The 16,190-nt window shown below is 63.4% G+C and carries 17 protein-coding genes; 13 read left to right on the forward strand and 4 right to left on the reverse strand.

Features of this window, described 5'->3' with window-relative positions; genetic code table 11:
• Positions 1-79 precede the first annotated feature (79 nt).
• From BH93_RS09785 to BH93_RS09820, 8 genes are read left to right on the forward strand one after another with little or no spacing between them, the layout of a single operon-like run.
• Entirely contained in the window at positions 80-919 is an 840-nt protein-coding gene (locus BH93_RS09785; RefSeq protein ID WP_197914655.1) for a nitrilase-related carbon-nitrogen hydrolase, read from the forward strand.
• Positions 919-2,340, forward strand: a complete 1,422-nt coding sequence (gene hydA / locus BH93_RS09790; protein ID WP_037177640.1) for a dihydropyrimidinase — start codon at positions 919-921, stop codon at positions 2,338-2,340. Before BH93_RS09785 ends, hydA begins: the two co-directional genes overlap by 1 nt.
• 3 nt (positions 2,341-2,343) lie before the next feature.
• Positions 2,344-3,375 carry a TIGR03842 family LLM class F420-dependent oxidoreductase gene (locus tag BH93_RS09795; protein WP_037177643.1) on the forward strand — a complete coding sequence of 344 codons (1,032 nt, stop codon included), beginning with the start codon at positions 2,344-2,346 and terminating at the stop codon, positions 3,373-3,375.
• Entirely contained in the window at positions 3,372-4,307 is a 936-nt protein-coding gene (locus BH93_RS09800; RefSeq protein ID WP_037177645.1) for an ABC transporter permease, read from the forward strand. Before BH93_RS09795 ends, BH93_RS09800 begins: the two co-directional genes overlap by 4 nt.
• Entirely contained in the window at positions 4,304-5,083 is a 780-nt protein-coding gene (locus BH93_RS09805; RefSeq protein WP_037177648.1) for an ABC transporter ATP-binding protein, read from the forward strand. Before BH93_RS09800 ends, BH93_RS09805 begins: the two co-directional genes overlap by 4 nt.
• Positions 5,080-5,823, forward strand: a complete 744-nt coding sequence (locus BH93_RS09810; protein ID WP_037177651.1) for an ABC transporter permease — start codon at positions 5,080-5,082, stop codon at positions 5,821-5,823. The genes BH93_RS09805 and BH93_RS09810 overlap by 4 nt, the downstream gene beginning before the upstream one ends.
• Positions 5,824-5,835: 12 nt before the next feature.
• Positions 5,836-6,975, forward strand: a complete 1,140-nt coding sequence (locus BH93_RS09815) for an ABC transporter substrate-binding protein (RefSeq protein WP_037177654.1) — start codon at positions 5,836-5,838, stop codon at positions 6,973-6,975.
• The gene (locus BH93_RS09820; protein ID WP_037177656.1) at positions 6,976-8,280 is read left to right on the forward strand and encodes an aspartate aminotransferase family protein; all 1,305 of its coding nucleotides are present in this window, start codon (positions 6,976-6,978) and stop codon (positions 8,278-8,280) included. It begins immediately after the preceding gene.
• Between the two features lie 70 nt (positions 8,281-8,350).
• On the opposite strand, the gene BH93_RS09825 is transcribed toward BH93_RS09820, so the two are convergent.
• Positions 8,351-9,733 carry an FAD-binding oxidoreductase gene (locus BH93_RS09825; RefSeq protein WP_032378925.1) on the reverse strand — a complete coding sequence of 461 codons (1,383 nt, stop codon included), beginning with the start codon at positions 9,731-9,733 and terminating at the stop codon, positions 8,351-8,353.
• 232 nt (positions 9,734-9,965) lie between these two features.
• On the opposite strand from BH93_RS09825, the gene BH93_RS09830 reads away from it, so the two are divergent.
• Complete coding sequence (locus BH93_RS09830; protein ID WP_032378924.1) at positions 9,966-10,277, forward strand: hypothetical protein; 312 nt, start codon at positions 9,966-9,968, stop codon at positions 10,275-10,277.
• A gap of 7 nt (positions 10,278-10,284) precedes the next feature.
• Here the strand turns inward: BH93_RS09830 and BH93_RS09835 are convergent, their stop codons facing one another.
• Positions 10,285-10,929: a Type 1 glutamine amidotransferase-like domain-containing protein gene (locus tag BH93_RS09835; RefSeq protein WP_037177659.1), complete on the reverse strand. Its 645-nt coding sequence runs from the start codon at positions 10,927-10,929 to the stop codon at positions 10,285-10,287.
• A complete protein-coding gene (locus BH93_RS09840) occupies positions 10,926-11,366 on the reverse strand; it encodes an HIT family protein (RefSeq protein WP_037177662.1) in 441 nt (146 codons plus the stop codon). Before BH93_RS09840 ends, BH93_RS09835 begins: the two co-directional genes overlap by 4 nt.
• Positions 11,367-11,619: 253 nt before the next feature.
• On the opposite strand from BH93_RS09840, the gene BH93_RS09845 reads away from it, so the two are divergent.
• The 3 genes from BH93_RS09845 to BH93_RS09855 are packed head-to-tail and all read left to right on the forward strand — an operon-like array spanning position 11,620 to position 14,482.
• Positions 11,620-12,738: a Re/Si-specific NAD(P)(+) transhydrogenase subunit alpha gene (locus tag BH93_RS09845; protein WP_037177665.1), complete on the forward strand. Its 1,119-nt coding sequence runs from the start codon at positions 11,620-11,622 to the stop codon at positions 12,736-12,738.
• Positions 12,738-13,061, forward strand: coding sequence for an NAD(P) transhydrogenase subunit alpha (locus BH93_RS09850; RefSeq protein WP_032378920.1), 324 nt, complete (start codon positions 12,738-12,740; stop codon positions 13,059-13,061). Before BH93_RS09845 ends, BH93_RS09850 begins: the two co-directional genes overlap by 1 nt.
• The gene (locus BH93_RS09855; protein WP_037177667.1) at positions 13,061-14,482 is read left to right on the forward strand and encodes an NAD(P)(+) transhydrogenase (Re/Si-specific) subunit beta; all 1,422 of its coding nucleotides are present in this window, start codon (positions 13,061-13,063) and stop codon (positions 14,480-14,482) included. The genes BH93_RS09850 and BH93_RS09855 overlap by 1 nt, the downstream gene beginning before the upstream one ends.
• Before the next feature lie 54 nt (positions 14,483-14,536).
• Here BH93_RS09855 and BH93_RS09860 read toward each other — a convergent pair whose 3' ends face one another.
• The gene (locus BH93_RS09860) at positions 14,537-15,250 is read right to left on the reverse strand and encodes a hypothetical protein (protein ID WP_052065896.1); all 714 of its coding nucleotides are present in this window, start codon (positions 15,248-15,250) and stop codon (positions 14,537-14,539) included.
• Between the two features lie 581 nt (positions 15,251-15,831).
• Between BH93_RS09860 and BH93_RS09865 the strand changes: the two genes are divergently transcribed.
• Positions 15,832-16,158 carry a hypothetical protein gene (locus BH93_RS09865; protein WP_052070675.1) on the forward strand — a complete coding sequence of 109 codons (327 nt, stop codon included), beginning with the start codon at positions 15,832-15,834 and terminating at the stop codon, positions 16,156-16,158.
• Positions 16,159-16,190 lie beyond the last annotated feature (32 nt).

Consider the following 16,190-nt stretch of genomic DNA (forward strand, 5'->3'; position numbering starts at 1 on the left):
ACGAAACCGCACGAACGATCCCGTAACACGGCGCAAAATATCTTGAGGGTGCAAGCCAGCGAGAGATGGAGTGCCAATGATGTCCACAGTTCGAGCTGCACTGGTCCAAAGCAAGTGGACCGGTGACAAAGAATCGATGATCGCGGCACACGAGGGGTTTGCTCGGTCCGCCGCCGAGCAAGGCGCGAAAGTCGTCTGTTTCCAAGAACTTTTCTACGGTCCGTACTTCTGCCAATTGCAGGATGCAAAATTCTACGAATACGCCGAATCGGTACCCGGGCCCACCGTCGACCGCTTCGCCGCATTGGCCAAAGAACTCGGCATCGTGATGATTCTGCCGGTGTACGAGCAGGAGCAGCCCGGCCTTCTCTACAACACCGCCGCCGTGGTGGACGCCGACGGCACCTATCTCGGCAAGTATCGAAAGCACCACATTCCCCATGTCAACGGATTCTGGGAGAAGTTCTACTTCCGACCCGGAAACCTGGGGTGGCCGGTGTTCGACACCGCGGTAGGCCGAATCGGTGTGTACATCTGTTACGACAGGCACTTTCCCGAAGGTTGGCGGGCGTTGGGCCTTGCCGGTGCCGAGATCGTCTTCAATCCCTCGGCTACCTCGCGCGGCCTGTCGAACTACCTGTGGAAGCTCGAGCAACCCGCATCTGCCGTAGCGAACGAGTACTACGTGGGCGCGATCAACCGCGTCGGAATCGAATCCGAATACGGTGACGACGATTTCTACGGGACCAGCTACTTCGTGGACCCCGAGGGCAAATTCGTCGGCGAGGTAGCGTCGGATTCCGAGTCCGAGATCATCGTTCGAGACCTGGACATGGACTTGATCAAGGTGGTCCGCGACCGATGGGCCTTCTATCGTGACCGCAGACCCGACGCCTACGGTCCACTGGTGCAACCCTGATGGCCACCACCTTCGTGCACGGTGGAATCGTGGTATCCACCACCGGCGCACAGGAATTGGATGTGCTCATCGACGGTGAGACCATCGTCGCGGTGCTGGCTCCGGGCTCGGTGTCACTGGCCGCGGACCTGAAGACCTCGGCAGACGTCGTGGTCGATGCCACCGGCAAGTACGTGATTCCGGGCGGGGTCGACGGGCACACCCACATGGAGATGCCGTTCGGGGGCACGTTCGCATCCGACACCTTCGAAACCGGAACGCGCGCAGCGGCCTGGGGTGGTACGACCACCATCGTGGACTTCGCGATCCAGACTCCCGGCCAGCGCGTACAGGACACTCTGGCGCAGTGGCACGAGAAAGCGGCGGGAAAGTGCGCCGTCGACTACGGGTTTCATCAGATCATCGGCGACGTCACCGACGATTCCCTGAAAGCGATGAGCGAGTTGGTCTCCGAGGGTGTAACCAGCTTCAAGCTCTTCATGGCGTACCCGGGCGTGTTCTACTCCGACGACGGCAAGATATTGCGCGCCATGCAGTCTGCGGCCGAAACGGGTGCACTGCTGATGATGCACGCGGAGAACGGCATTGCCATCGACGTCCTCGTGGCGCAGTCGATCGCCCGCGGAGACACGGCTCCGTACTTCCACGGCACGTCGCGGCCGTGGCAGCTGGAGGAAGAGGCGACGCACCGAGCCATCATGCTGGCCGACGTCACCGGCGCGCCGCTGTACGTCGTGCACGTCTCGGCCAAGCAGGCTCTCGAGCAGATTGCGCAGGCTCGGGGCAACGGGCAGAACGTGTTTGCCGAGACGTGTCCGCAGTATCTCTATCTGTCGTTGGAAGAACAACTCGGTGCGCCGGGTTTCGAGGGGGCCAAGTGGGTCTGCTCGACGCCTCTGCGGTCGCGGGCCGAGGGGCATCAGGACGAACTGTGGCGCTACCTGCGCACCGGTGACGTGGCGACCGTCAGTACCGACCACTGCCCGTTCTGTATGAAGGACCAGAAGGAGATGGGTATCGGCGATTTCTCCAAGATTCCCAACGGAATCGGGTCGGTGGAGCATCGGATCGATTTGATGTTCCAGGGTGTGAAGAGCGGGAAGATCACCCTGGAGAAGTGGGTGGACGTCTGTTGCACCACCCCGGCCCGGATGTTCGGGATGTACCCGAAGAAGGGCGTCATCAGCCCCGGAGCCGATGCCGACATCGTGATCTACGATCCGAACGGGCACACCAGCATCGGAGTCGAGAAGACCCATCACATGAACATGGACTACTCCGCGTACGAGGGTTTCGAGATCGACGGCCACGTGGACACTGTGATCTCTCGCGGGCGAATCATCGTCGATGGCGGATCCTATTCCGGCACTGCGGGACACGGCCGCTTCGTCCGCCGCGATCTGTCACAGAATCTGATCTGAGCCATGGACATCGGGGTAGTGCTGCAGTGCAATCCGCCGGCGTCCCGTGTGATCGATCTGGCCAGGCAGGCCGAGACACATGGGTTTTCGCACGTATGGACTTTCGATTCGCACTTGCTGTGGCAGGAGCCGTACGTCATCTACAGCCAGATTCTGGCCGCGACGAGGCGCGTGACAGTGGGCCCGATGGTCACCAATCCGGCTACGCGCGATTGGACGGTGACGGCATCGACGTTCGCGACGCTCAACGACATGTTCGGCAATCGCACGGTGTGCGGTATCGGCCGTGGCGATTCCGCGGTTCGCGCTCTCGGCGGTAAGCCGACAACGCTTGCTGCGCTTCGCGAGTCGATCGAGGTGATCGGCAGTCTTGCGAACGGGCGCAGTGCCCGGGTCGGTGAGACGACAGTGCAGTTCCCGTGGGCAGAGCACTCGAGGCTGGAGGTGTGGGTGGCGGCGTACGGACCCAAAGCCCTCGAGCTCACCGGGCAGGTAGCGGACGGCTTCATCCTGCAGTTGGCCGATCCGGATATTGCTGCCTGGACGATCGGTCGAGTGCGTGCCGCGGCCGAGCAGGCGGGCCGCGATCCGGATTCGATCTCGATCTGCGTGGCAGCGCCCGCCTACGTCACCGACGGTACCGAGGCCGGCCTCGAACATGCCCGCGACCAATGTCGGTGGTTCGGTGGGATGGTCGGTAACCATGTCGCCGATATCGTCTCGCGTTACGGCGGCGATGGCGGCGGGGTTCCACAGGCGCTCACCGACTACATCGCAGCGCGTACCGGGTACGACTACAACGAGCACGGTCGAGCAGGAAACTCGCACGCAGAATTCGTTCCGAATGAGGTGATCGACAGGTTCTGCCTGCTCGGCACCCCGGCCGATCACATCGCCAAGCTGAAGGAGCTGGAGGCACTCGGCGTCGACCAGTTCTCGGTCTACCTCCAGCACGATGCCAAGGCTGCGACGCTGGAAGCGTACGGAGAGAGCATCATTCCGCAGATCCGCACGTCCGTGACGGCTACGTCGTGACCGGTGTTCTCGATCAGGCGGCGGTGGTAGCTCCTACTCCCGTCCGCTCGGCGCGAGGGCTTCGTCGTCCGGTCATGGCGGTGGCAGCAGTCGTGTTGCTTCTGGTGCTGTGGGAGCTGGTGAAAGTGCTCGTCCCCGAAAACGGCGTGAGTGTCGGCGGTGTGCGGGTGTTGCCGCGCACCGACGACGGCGCTCTGCCGCATGTGTGGTCGGTGCTGGCGGCGCTGACCGAGCCGGAGGTGAACGTCGCCGGGGCACGCAGTGTCGGCGCAGCGATCGTCTCCAGCGGACTGTTCACTTTCGGTCTTGCGGTGCTCGGATTCGTTCTGGGGGCGGTGGTCGGACTGGTGCTGGCTGTGGCCATGCAACGATTCGTGTGGGTGGAGCGGTCCGTCTTGCCCTACGTGATCGTCTCCCAGACGGTGCCGCTGATTGCGCTGGCACCGCTCGTCGCCGGTTGGGGCGGGAAGATCGCCATCGGCGGGTACGCCTGGCAGCCGTGGACGAGCATCACCGTCATCGCGTCGTATCTCGCGTTCTTCCCGGTGGCGGTGGGGATGCTGCGCGGCCTACGTGCACCCGACCGGGCATCCCTGGATCTGATGCACAGTTACGCGGCCGGATGGTGGACCACGCTTCTGCGGCTACGGCTCCCGGCCTCGGTGCCGCACCTGATCCCGTCTCTGCGGCTGGCTGCCGCTGCCGCTGTGATCGGTGCTGTCGTTGCCGAGATCTCGACCGGAACCACCGGCGGGATCGGCAGGCAGATCATCGTGTTCTCGCAACAGGCGACAGGTGACGCCTCTCGTCTGTACGCAGCTGTTCTGGGTGCGGCGGTGCTCGGACTCGTGGTCTCCGGATTGGTGGCCCTGCTCGATATCGCTCTGGGTCGATATGCGGGCCGTACTCCTGCGCGAAGGGCGGATTCATGACCGTGCATGCCGTTCACGTCGAGAGCGTCGGCAAGACGTTCGATGGGGGAGTGACAGCGCTCGACAATGTGTCGCTGTCGATCGCTCCCGGCGAATTCGTCTCCCTGATCGGCCCTTCCGGCTGCGGCAAGTCGACGCTGCTTCGCGTCATCGCAGATCTCGAGCAACCCACCTCCGGTGCGGTGTCGGTGTTCGGTCTGACGGCGCGGCAAGCTCGTGTCGAACAGAAGTACGGCATCGCATTTCAGCAGGCAGGGCTGCTCGACTGGCGAACTGTGCAGTCGAACGTTGCATTGCCGCTCGAGCTGCACAAGGTGTCCAAACGAGAACGCGCGGAACGGGTACGCGAACTGCTCGAACTCGTGGGACTCACCGATTTTGCCGACAGCTTTCCCAGCCAGTTGTCGGGCGGCATGCAGCAACGCGTGGCGATCGCTCGTGCATTGGCCCGAACACCGGGACTGTTACTGATGGACGAACCGTTCGGCGCTCTCGACGAGATGACGCGCGAGAAGATGCAGAACGATCTGTTGCGCATAGCCGAGGAGTCCAGCGCTGCGGTGGTGTTCGTGACCCACTCCATTTCCGAAGCGGTGTATCTGTCCGATCGAGTGGTCGTGATGTCGCCCAGGCCGGGGCGGATCGTGGACACGCTCACGATCGACACCTTCGACTCCGACGGTGATCCACGTGAATCGACGGGTTTCTTCGCTGCCATCACCTCGGTTCGGGATGCGCTGCACGGGCGCATAATTCGCGGTGCGGATCTCCGATGAAAGTCTGGCTGCCGCCGGTGGTGTTCGGCGTTGTCCTGCTCGGGTTGTGGCAGCTGCTGACCGTCGTTGCCGGGGTACCGTCGTTCCTCCTTCCCTCACCGAGTGCGATTGCCGAACAATTCGCTCGTAACGTCGGCAACATCGGATCGGCGAGTGTGGCAACCGGAACCAATGCGTTGGTGGGATTGATCGCAGGATCGGTCCTCGGTCTTGCCGCAGCGATGGTGGCCGTTCGCCTTCGCATCGTCGACGAGCTTCTCACTCCGCTGGCGGCGGGTGCCGCAGCGGTCCCCATCGTCGCCCTCGCTCCGGTGTTCAACTCGATGTTCTCCTCGACCACCGATCTACCCCGCCGCCTCGTCGTGACCATCGTCGTGTTCTTCCCGGTATTCGTCAGTGCGGCAAAAGGACTCCGTCAGGTATCACCGGTGCATCAGGACCTGATGACGTCGTATGCGGTCGGCGGCTGGCAGTTCACACGCATCGTTCGCCTCCCGTCCGCGGTGCCACACATCTTCACCGGGTTGCGGGTTGCGGCTCCGAATGCTGTCATTGCTGCCATCATCTGCGAGTACTTCGGTGGACTGCAGAACGGTTTGGGGTCGCGGATCACCTCCGCCGCGTCGAACACCGCTTACCCCCGGGCATGGGCCTACGTCGTGGGTGCCATCGCAGTCGGGTTGCTCTTCTTTCTGGTCGTTCTCTTGCTCGAGAAGCTCGTGTCCCGCCGTCGTACCTAGGAGAAGTCGAACGTGAAGATCACTCGAACCCCCCGACGCCTGCTGGCCGTCGTCATGGCACTGGCGGTAGTCGCCTCGGCCTGCAGCACCACCACCACGACCGAAACCGATGCCGGTGGCGACGGGAACACCACGATCAAGCTGCAATTGCAGTGGTTCAAACAGGGCCAGTTCGCGGGCTATCTGGCGGCCGTCGATCAGGGCTTCTACGCCGAGCAGGGACTGAACGTCGAAATATTGGACGGCGGAACGGATATCGTTCCGCAGACCGTGCTGGCGCAGGGACAGGCCGACTATGCCGTTGCCTGGGTCCCGAAAGCGCTCGCTTCCCGCGAGGCCGGGGCGGGCATCACCGACGTCGCTCAGATCTACCAGAAATCCGGCACGTTGCAGGTCTCGTTCAAGGATCAGAACATCGCCTCACCCGCCGACCTTCGCGGCAAGACCGTCGGAAACTGGGGCTACGGCAACGAATTCGAGTTGTTCGCAGGCATGACCCAGGCCGGGGTGAGTCCATCCGACGTGACGTTGGTGCAGCAGCAGTTCGACATGAACGGTCTACTTTCCGGCGATATTGCTGCCGCCCAAGCGATGTCGTACAACGAGTACGCCCAGCTGCTCGAGACCGTGAACCCTGCAACCGGAGCGCTGTACACCGCAGACGATTTCACGTCTCTGAACTGGAACGACGACGGGGTCGCCATGTTGCAGGACGCGATCTGGGCCAATACCGACAAGCTCTCCGACGAGGCCTACCAGGATCAGACCGTCAAATTCTTGGCGGCCTCGCTGAAGGGCTGGATCTTCTGCCGAGACAACGTCGAGAAGTGCCGCGACATCACCGTCGCTGCGGGGTCCACACTCGGCGCGAGCCATCAGCTCTGGCAGGTCAACGAAGTCAACAAACTGATCTGGCCGTCGGGTGACGGCATCGGGATGATCGACGAGGCCGCCTGGCAGCAAACCGTGGATATCGCGAAGACCACGAAGAACGCCGAGGGCTCGACGGTGCTCACCGCTGATCCCGATGCCGGGGCCTATACCAACGAGTACGTCGGCAAGGCATTGGATTTGTTGAAGGCCGACGGTGTGGACGTCACCGGAGAGTCGTACGCTCCGATGGAGGTCACACTGGAGGAAGGCGGCAAGTAGATGGATCACGTGTTCTACTCCTGGTCGGCGCAGGCCGAACTGAACCCGATCACCGTCGAGGGTGCCGAGGGGTCGTGGTTCTGGGACGACAAGGGCAAGCGATATCTGGACTTTTCTTCCCAATTGGTCAACGTCAATCTCGGGCATCAGCACCCCGACGTGGTGGCCGCCATCGTCGAACAAGCCCAGGTGCTGACCACTATTTCTCCGACCGTAGCCAACAACAAACGCAGTGAACTCGCCGCGCTGATCGCCGAACGCGCCCCGGGTGATCTGAACCGGGTGTTCTTCACGACCGGAGGCGCAGAGGCCGTCGAGCATGCGGTGCGGCTGGCGCGACAGCACACCGGGCGTACGAAGATGCTTGCCGCGTATCGGTCGTATCACGGAGGAACCGGGGTCGCGATCGGTCTCACCGGTGAGCCGCGGCGATGGGGCACCGAGCCGACCAATGTCGACGTCGTACGATTCTTCGGGCCGTATCCGTACCGATCGCCCTGGGGCACAACGACTCCCGAAGAGGAGACGGCCGCAGCACTCGCACACCTCGAACAGGTCATCGTGCTCGAAGGTGCGCAGAACATCGCCGGACTGATCCTGGAATCGGTCGTCGGCACCAACGGTGTGCTGATCCCGCCGCCCGGATATCTGGCCGGCGTTCGGGCGTTGTGCGACAAGTACGGGATCGTCTACATCGCCGACGAAGTGATGGTCGGCTTCGGGCGAATCGGCGAATGGTTCGCATGCCAGGCCTGGGATGTGACACCGGATCTGATCACGTTCGCCAAGGGCGTCAACTCCGGATACGTGCCCCTCGGCGGGGTCGTGATCTCGGAGAAGATCGCCTCGCAGTTCGACCACAAAGCCTATCCGGGCGGATTGACCTACTCCGGCCACGTGCTCGGGTGCGCCGCGGGCGTGGCATCGATCGGAGTGTTCGAGCGCGACAAGATCCTCCCGCACGTGCGTCACGTCGGCGAGGACGTACTCGGTGCGGGGCTGTCCAAGCTGGCCGAATCTCATCCGAGCGTGGGCGAGGTGCGCGGAAAGGGATTCTTCTGGGCCGTCGAGCTGGTCAAGGACGGCACGACCCGAGAGCCGCTGGTGCCCTTCGCCGCGTCGGGCAAGGATGCGGCGGCAATGGGCACAGTGACCGCCGCGGCGAAGTCACGGGGTCTGTGGCCCTTCGTCGCCGGAAATCGACTCCAGATCGCGCCGCCGCTGACGACGTCCGAGGACGAAATTCGTCAGGGACTGGAAATCCTCGACGAGGTACTGACCGTGGCGGACGGGTTCACCGTTTGAACCCAGGTCGTGCGCGGAAACTCGACCCAGACTACGAGGTTCCGTGCACGTGCGGCGCCAGCCGCTCTGCTCAGAGCACAGCACCCGGGTTGAGGATGCCCGCCGGGTCGAGAGCAGTCTTGATGCGGCGGGTCAGTTCCATGACGTCTTCTCCGACTTGATCGGGCAGCCAGGCCTTCTTGAGACGACCGACGCCGTGTTCTCCGGTGATGGTGCCGCCCAACGAAATTGCGAGATCCATGATCGCTCCGAAGGCGACGTTGGCTCGGCGGGTCATGTCGGCGTCCTCGGGGTCGAAGACGATCAGCGGATGGGTATTGCCGTCTCCGGCGTGCGCGATGACGGCGACCAGTACGTCGTACTTCGCGGACAGTTCGGCTATTCCATCGACGAGGGCCGGGAGGGCAGGCAGCGGAACACCGACATCCTCGAGCAGCAGGCTGCCGAGTCGTTCGACCGCGGGAATGGCGAATCGCCGTGCGGCAGCGAAGGCCTCACCCTCGTCGGGGTCGTCGGTGGTGAAGACATCCGAGGCACCGGCCTCGGTGCACGCGGCCGCCATGATTTCGATTTCGCGCCCCCGATCGGCACCTGGTGAGTCGGACCGAGCGATGAGCATCGCAGCTGCCTCGCGGTCGAGTCCCATGTTCATGGCGTCCTCGACGGCACCGATGGACGCGCGGTCCATGAATTCGAGCATCGACGGCCGCAAGGTACGGGTGATGGCCAGAATCGCAGTCGTCGCATCGTGCACCGACGCGAACGAGGCAACCACGGTGCTGGCCGGAGGTTGTGCCGGGATCAGTCGCAGGGTGATCTCGGTGATGATGCCCAGGGTGCCCTCGGATCCGACGAAGAGCTTCGCAAGTGACAGTCCGGCAACATCTTTCAAGCGTGGTCCGCCGAGTCGGACGGCAGTTCCGTCGGCCAGGACGACCTCGAGTCCGAGAACGTAGTCGGTGGTGACGCCGTACTTGACGCAGCACAGCCCGCCGGCGTTGGTGGCCGCATTGCCGCCGATGGAACACATCTCGAACGACGACGGATCCGGTGGGTACCACAGGCCGTGTTCGGCGACTGCCTTCTTGACTTCGGCGTTGAGCAGCCCGGGTTGTACGACGGCGATACGGGTCACCGGATCGACGGTGATCTCGCGCATCAACTCCGTGGTGAGCACGATTCCGCCGTCGACAGCGGTGGCACCGCCGGACAATCCGGAACCGGCACCGCGCGGAACGACCGCCACGTTGTGTTCGGTGGCCCAGCGCATGACGGCACGAACGTCCTCGGTCGACTGAGCGCGCACAACGGCCAGCGGGGTACCTGCGTCGGGGTCCTTGGCCCAATCGCGTCGGTATCCCTCGGTGATGTCCGGGTCGGTGACCACGGCACCGGCAGGAAGCAGGGATTCGAGTTCGGTCAGTCGGGCATCTGCATCCGTCGTCACCGACATCCGGTTCTCCTCACGTCGAAAATGTGACCGTCGCCACTTGAGTCTGTCACGGGCGGAAATAATGCGCGGATGGGGGATGGGATCAAGAATTCGCAGTCACATCAGTAACACCAGCCTCAGGCGTTACCAGATCGATGCGTCGTCGACACGCAATCTTGTAGTTCGCCACGCTAGCGTCCAGCGCAGCGAACCTCGCGCCCCATGTGACGCGAGTCGACAAGGAGGCTGCACCATGATCGATCCCGGAAGTGACTCCTGGAACTACGTGGCGGCGATGTTCTCGTACGAATTCCTCGGTGGCGGAGTCGAATACGACACCATCGAGCGGATCCATCGAGGTGAAATCGACGAGTGGGTCCAGGCCTTGGCGCACTCCGGGCTGTTCGAGAAAGCCACCGTGTCGCACATTGCGGACTCGTGGCGGGCGGCACCGCGCCAGTTGTTCGACATGCTCGTCCTCGACGCCGACGAGATGACCGCACGACGATGCTCCCTGGCCTGGTCGTCACTCGACCGGCTGGCTCCACTGGCCCGTCTGGGTTGATCGGCGTTCAGCCACCCAGAATCCGTGTCCCCGAATCATCGACAACGATGGCCTGTTCGTCGGTCAGACCGTGACAGCACACGCCATCGCGGCGCAGGCGTTGCAGCGTAGCCCATCCCGAATCATTTTCGTCCAGAACGGAATTCAGGTGGGGGACGATCGAGAAGTCGACCAGGTTCAGTCCGTCCCATACCGTATCGATACCAGTGACGGGTCGAACCTCGTCGGGGTCGTCCGCGTCCTCGATTCCGATCAGTGACGGAGCCGCCACGCACGCACCCGCGCTGTAACCGCCGTAGGCGATGGAGTTCCCGCGAACACGCTCGCTCAGAATGTCGTCTGCGCCCGAGCGGGCGAGCTGGGCGCGCAGGACGAACGTGTTGCCGCCGCGCACCCACACCGCACCGAATCCGTCGAGGGCACGCTCGAACGCTGCCGGCCGACCCGCGTATTCGCGTAGATCCACCTCTACCGGTCGATACCCGAGAGCGCGCAGCGGGCCGAATTCGCTGCGGAGCGAGGATTCGCGGGCCGCGGCGGGCCACGCGTCCGACGCGTTCGCGATGACGGCGAGACCGGAGGGCGGCCCGGTGAGTTGGACGAAGGCGGCGGAGTGGCCGCCGAATCGGTACGACGACAGGAACAGTTTCACGCCGGCGGTTCTCCGTCCAGCCGAGTCAGCCCGACGCGGACGGCGTCCGCGACTCGATCGGGCTTGCGCAGGCGACGCGTGACGAATCCGGCCGCGAACCGCAGTCGATCACGGTGCCACCTCGGCACTACGTGAAGGTGCAGATGAAAGACCGTCTGGAAGGCAGCCTTGCCGTCGTTGATCACAAGGTTCGCTCCATCGGCGCGCAGGTCCGAGTGCCGCACCGCGCGCGCCAGGGTGTGCCCGACGCGAAACACCTCGGCGGCCGCGTCCGGATGGCTCGAGTTCAGGTCGGTGGCGTGCTCGCGCGGAACGACGAGGAGGTGACCACGACTGATCGGCCGAATGTCGAGGAAGGCGACGGTGTGGTCGTTCTCGAACACGCGGTGCGCGGGCGCGTCACCCGCGACGATGGCACAGAAGATGCAAGATTCCACGGATGTCACTGTAGGGTCCGATCATCAGCGATAGGCCAGTGTGACGTGCAACACAAATGCGCGTCCCGTAGTCGGGGAATGTCGAACGGACTCGATTCAGAACGAATCGGACAATGTTCCGGGCTACCCGCGGTCTGTTTCCTCTGGCTACTATCAGGGACCTTGTGCCTTGTCGCATGGGTTCGTCCACTCGTCGCAAGTTCGGGGCCGTTGGCCGACATGTGGACACCATTCAACGCAGGAAGACGGAGATTTGGATACAACGCAGAGCACTGAGAAGGGTTCGGGATCCACGACAGTCGTCGGTGTGGTTCGGGAATCGGGGGAGGGCGAGCGTCGTGTCGCTCTGGTGCCCAAGATCGTTGCGTCCCTGACGGGCAAGGGCGTCGAGATCGTCGTGGAATCGGGTGCCGGTCTCGGCGCTCTGATTCCGGACGAGCTGTACGTTGCCGCCGGAGCGACGATCGGTGATCCATGGTCGGCGGATGTCGTCGTCAAGGTCGCGCCGCCGTCCGATGCCGAGATCGCCAAGCTGACGTCCGGTTCGACGCTCATCGGATTCCTGGCACCGCGTAACGCGGAGAACAGCATCGGCGCATTGAAGGCTGCAGGCGTGCAGGCCTTCGCCGTGGAAGCGATTCCCCGTATCTCTCGCGCCCAGGTGATGGACGCGCTGTCCTCGCAGGCCAACGTTGCGGGCTACAAGGCCGTGCTGTTGGCGGCCTCGGAATCGACCAGATTCTTCCCGATGTTGACCACCGCCGCGGGCACCGTCAAGCCCGCGACCGTGCTGGTACTCGGAGTCGGGGTGGCGGGTCTGCAGGCATTGGCTACCGCCAAGCGTCTCGGCGGCCGACCGACCGGGTACGACGTGCGTCCGGAGGTGGCAGATCAGGTTCGATCCGTCGGCGCACAGTGGCTCGATCTCGGGATCGACGCAGCCGGCGAGGGCGGGTACGCCCGTGAGCTGACCGAAGACGAGCGTGTGCAGCAGCAGAAAGCGCTCGAAGAAGCCATCAAGGGCTTCGACGTGGTCATCACCACTGCACTGGTACCCGGCCGACCCGCGCCCCGCCTGGTCACCGCCGCCGCTGTCGAAGGGATGAAGCCCGGCAGTGTCGTCGTCGACCTTGCCGGCGAGACGGGCGGAAACTGTGAACTCACCGAGCCCGGCCAGACCGTCGTCAAGCACGACGTCACCATCTGCTCCCCGTTGAACCTCCCGGCCTCGATGCCCGAGCACGCCAGCGAGCTGTACTCGAAGAACATCTCGGCATTGCTCGAACTCATGTTGGTCGACGGCAAGCTCGCCCCCGATTTTTCGGACGAGGTCCTTGCCGGTGCCTGCGTGACACGTGAGAAGGAGAACTGATGTACACCCCGCTGCTCGCGAACATCGCGATCCTGGTTCTCTCCGGGTTCGTCGGCTTCGCGGTGATTTCCAAGGTGCCCAACACCTTGCACACCCCATTGATGTCGGGAACCAACGCCATCCACGGCATCGTCGTGCTCGGTGCCCTCGTCGTACTCGGGAAGGTCGAGGACCCCTCGATCGGCCTGCAGGTCATTCTGTTCGTCGCGCTGGTGTTCGGAACGGTCAACGTCATCGGTGGATTCGTGGTCACCGACCGCATGCTCGGCATGTTCAAGTCCAAGCCGGTGCCTGCCGAGACCTCGAAGGGTGCTGACTCCTGATGGACAATCTCGTCAACATTCTCTACATCGTCGCCTTCGGCATGTTCATCTACGGCCTGATGGGTCTGACCGGTCCGAAGACCGCCGTGCGTGGCAACCAGATCGCTGCAGTCGGCATGTTCGTTGCCGTCGTGGCGACGCTCATCTCCATTCGCGACACCGAGAACTGGATCCTGATCATCGTCGGACTCGTCGTCGGCGTCGCGCTCGGAATCCCGCCGGCACGCAAGGTGAAGATGACTGCGATGCCGCAGCTGGTGGCGCTGTTCAACGGCGTCGGCGGTGGCACTGTCGCATTGATCGCGTGGGCCGAGTTCCTCGACACGTCCGGATTCTCGCACTTCAACCACGGTGAATCGCCGACGGTGCACATCGTCATCGGCTCGCTGTTCGCGGCGATCATCGGTTCGATCTCGTTCTGGGGCTCGCTCATCGCATTCCTCAAGCTGCAGGAAACTCTGCCCGGCTCGCCCATCACCATCGGCAAGTTGCAGCAGCCGCTCAATGCCCTGCTGCTCATCGGTGCGGTTGCCGCTGCTGTGGTCATCGGCATCAACGCCACTCCGGGTGGCGGGGTATCGCAGTGGTGGATCGTCGCGGTTCTGGTGCTCGCGGGCATCCTCGGCCTGACAGTGGTGCTGCCGATCGGCGGCGCGGACATGCCGGTGGTCATCTCGCTACTCAACGCTCTGACGGGCTTGTCGGCAGCGGCCGCCGGTCTGGCGCTGAACAACACGGCAATGATCGTCGCCGGCATGATCGTCGGTGCTTCCGGCACGATCTTGACCAACCTCATGGCCAAGGCGATGAACCGTTCCATCCCGGCGATCGTCGCCGGTGGATTCGGCGGCGGCGATGCTGCTGCCGGTCCGGCCGGTGCAAGCGGCGGAACGGTCAAGGCAACGTCCGCAGCCGACGCGGCGATCCAGATGGCCTACGCCAACCAGGTCATCGTCGTGCCCGGATACGGTCTGGCCGTTGCGCAGGCGCAGCACGCGGTCAAGGACATGGCCAAGTTGCTCGAGTCGAAGGGCGTCGAGGTCAAGTACGCCATTCACCCCGTCGCCGGTCGCATGCCGGGGCACATGAACGTGTTGCTCGCCGAGGCCGACGTCGCGTACGACGCGATGAAGGAAATGGACGACATCAACGACGAGTTCTCCCGCACCGACGTCACGTTGGTCATCGGCGCGAACGACGTGACCAATCCCGCGGCGCGCAACGACCCGTCGAGCCCGATTCACGGGATGCCGATCCTGAACGTCGATCAGTCGAAGTCGGTCATCGTTCTCAAGCGATCGATGTCGTCCGGATTCGCGGGCATCGAGAACCCTCTGTTCTTCGCCGAGGGCACGTCGATGTTGTTCGGTGACGCAAAGAAGTCGGTCTCGGAGGTGACCGAGGAGCTCAAGGCTCTCTAGCTACGACCTCCGCCCCCGAGCAAGATGGGACGCTTCAGGCATCGGTTCTCGATGTCAACGGAAGCGTCCCATCTTGCGTTGGACGGCCAGCGCTGCCGTATCCAGCGGGTTGCGCGCCTCGCGAGCAGCGGCATCGGGGGAGTAAAGCATGACGATCGAGCATGCAGGCCACCACACGAAGACGACCAGCAGTGCGCTCACGATCCCGACGATCGATGCAGCTCCGGTCATCAGGGCCGCCGCTGTCACCGCGAGTGTCGCCGCGCTACCCAGACCGAGCACCACGGGTCGCCACGCTGTGGAGGCCACCATGGACGCGGCACCGAGCAATGCTGCCGTCGCAACGAGCTGGCCGTAGGGAAGCGCGGTGGACGAGACGGACGCTCCAGCGACTTCACGAGCGAGCTCGCCGGTCACCACCGCTCCGATGGTGCAGGCGATCACCACCCCGATTCCGTACGGCAGTTTCCGTAGCAGCGCGACCGCAGCGAGGACGGCGACGGCAATCAACACCGTGGTCACGTCGATCGCATCGAGCGCGGTGGTGGCCAGTGCTGCGACCGGCGACGTATCCGCAGACGCAGGCGATGGCACCTGCGGCTTCGAGATCATCAGCACCAGTAGAGCGCTTGCCGAGAAACCCGACACCGCCGCTCGCGTAGCGATCGCTCGTCGGCGCAGATGTGCCGAGATACCGCCGAGTGCTGCGGTGCTTCCTGTTCGACGGGATGCTTGGATCGGTCCGCGCTCGAGGCTCGACGGTGACATGACAGCCACAGTGCCCGATCAGCCTGAACGCCGCGTGTGAGGAACTCGAGAACGCCCTGATGGTTTGGCGGTAACGTTTCGATCACAGCACCACTTCAGGACTCGATGTCGGTCACCCGTCGAGGACGGGCTCGCTCGAACCTGCTGCAGGTAGGCAGAATGGCCTCAATGCGGGTGAGAAGAATGTTTTCGCGCGCTGGAGCAGTGTCCGAGCCTGTATCCGGCTCGGGCTTCGCCTCGGGCATATGTCCGTTTCTCGACGATCTACTCCGGCGCTCTGTGCGGCCTCGGGTCGTCTACCTGGGCAAAGTTCCGTCCATTGTCCCCGGTCACAGTAATTCGTAACGCGAACTATGACTTCGTTGCAAGACGTTGATTGGATGGGTAGATCTGTGTGACGATAGTCACATAGTCCAGCTCACCTAGGGCGAGACCGATCAAAAGAGCGTAGTTTCAGCCGCATCGGAAAACCGTGTTCCGCCGTTACAGGCAACTTGATAACGATCCGAACACGGTCTCGAGTACCCGTCGAATGCGGGTATCGCCACGTATCGGACGCCGAAAACTCGAAGGAGAAGAACATGACCGCAATGTCTCAGGGACAGCTCGATATGGTCCGCGCGTTCTTTTGCAACGAGTTCCAAGCGGACTCTCTCGATCGGTCCGTCATGCCCGAGCCTACCGCCGACGCCGTGACCGAGTGGATCCATGCGTTGGCCAGCAGTGGACTCTTCGCCCCCGCCGAGGTGCGCAATATTTCCTCGGTCTGGAACGCGGAGCCGGACGCGCTGGTTGCTTTGCTTGTCGGTGAAGTGGACGAGATCGCCGTCAGGCGTCACGGCGCGTCGGTGCCTGCAGCCGCTGTCGCTACGCCGGCGCTGATCTCGGCCTTCGAACGCGCCAGCTGACTCTCGGTGTCTCGGCCCTCGAAAGGGCTGCG

Origin of the sequence: Rhodococcoides fascians A25f, from assembly GCF_000760935.2 — a bacterium.
Taxonomy (GTDB): domain Bacteria; phylum Actinomycetota; class Actinomycetes; order Mycobacteriales; family Mycobacteriaceae; genus Rhodococcoides.